This is a genomic window from Fictibacillus sp. 5RED26 (assembly GCF_015903895.1).
GTDB lineage: Bacteria > Bacillota > Bacilli > Bacillales > Fictibacillaceae > Fictibacillus > Fictibacillus phosphorivorans.
The window spans coordinates 1-1,568 of record NZ_JACZDU010000020.1 but is presented as its reverse complement, the minus strand read 5'-3'; the positions used below and the strand labels follow the sequence as shown (position 1 = coordinate 1,568).

General features: G+C 52.7%; 1 rRNA gene. It reads left to right on the top strand.

The window, feature by feature from the left end:
• Positions 1 to 13: 13 nt before the first annotated feature.
• Positions 14 to 1,568 (top strand): 23S ribosomal RNA (locus IHV10_RS22580); the annotation flags it as partial.

Below are 1,568 nucleotides of genomic sequence, written 5' to 3'. Positions count from 1 at the left end.
AAACATCATATAAGGTTAAGCTAGAAAGGGCGCACGGTGGATGCCTTGGCACTAGGAGCCGAAGAAGGACGGGACGAACACCGATATGCCTCGGGGAGCTGTAAGTAAGCATTGATCCGGGGATTTCCGAATGGGGGAACCCACCATCCGTAATGGGATGGTATCCATATCTGAATACATAGGGTATGAGAAGGCAGACCCGGGGAACTGAAACATCTAAGTACCCGGAGGAAGAGAAAGCAAATGCGATTTCCTGAGTAGCGGCGAGCGAAACGGAATCAGCCCAAACCAGAGAGCTTGCTCTCTGGGGTTGTAGGACACTCTATACGGAGTTACAAAGGAACGAAGTAGGTGAAGTGGTCTGGAAAGGCCAGCCGAAGAAGGTAACAGCCCTGTAGCTGAAACTTCGTTCCCTCCTGAGTGGATCCTGAGTACGGCGGGACACGTGAAACCCCGTCGGAATCCGGGAGGACCATCTCCCAAGGCTAAATACTCCCTAGTGACCGATAGTGAACCAGTACCGTGAGGGAAAGGTGAAAAGCACCCCGGAAGGGGAGTGAAACAGATCCTGAAACCGTGTGCCTACAAGTAGTCGGAGCCCATTAACGGGTGACGGCGTGCCTTTTGTAGAATGAACCGGCGAGTTACGATCCCGTGCAAGGTTAAGTTGATAAGACGGAGCCGCAGCGAAAGCGAGTCTGAATAGGGCGACATAGTACGTGGTCGTAGACCCGAAACCGTGTGATCTACCCATGTCCAGGGTGAAGTTCAGGTAACACTGAATGGAGGCCCGAACCCACGCACGTTGAAAAGTGCGGGGATGAGGTGTGGGTAGGGGTGAAATGCCAATCGAACACGGAGATAGCTGGTTCTCCCCGAAATAGCTTTAGGGCTAGCCTCGCGGCAAGATTCCTGGAGGTAGAGCACTGATTGGACTAGGGGCCCCCACAGGGTTACCGAATTCAGTCAAACTCCGAATGCCAGAGAATTATCCGCGGGAGTCAGACTGCGAGTGATAAGATCCGTAGTCAAAAGGGAAACAGCCCAGACCATCAGCTAAGGTCCCAAAGTATACGTTAAGTGGCAAAGGATGTGGAGTTGCCCAGACAACCAGGATGTTGGCTTAGAAGCAGCCACCATTTAAAGAGTGCGTAATAGCTCACTGGTCGAGTGACTCTGCGCCGAAAATGTAACGGGGCTAAACGTATCACCGAAGCTATGGCTTGTACCGTATGGTACAGGGGTAGGGGAGCGTTCGAAGTGCAGCGAAGTCAGACCGGAAGGACTGGTGGAGCGCTTTGAAGTGAGAATGCCGGTATGAGTAGCGAAAGACAAGTGAGAATCTTGTCCATCGAAAGCCTAAGGTTTCCTGAGGAAGGCTCGTCCGCTCAGGGTTAGTCGGGGCCTAAGCCGAGGCTGAAAAGCGTAGGCGATGGATAACAGGTTGATATTCCTGTACCACCTCCTTTCCGTTTGAACAATGGGGGGACGCAGTAAGGTAGGGTGAGCGCACTGATGGAATAGTGCGTCTAAGCAGTTAGGCTGTTGGGTAGGCAAATCCGCCCAAC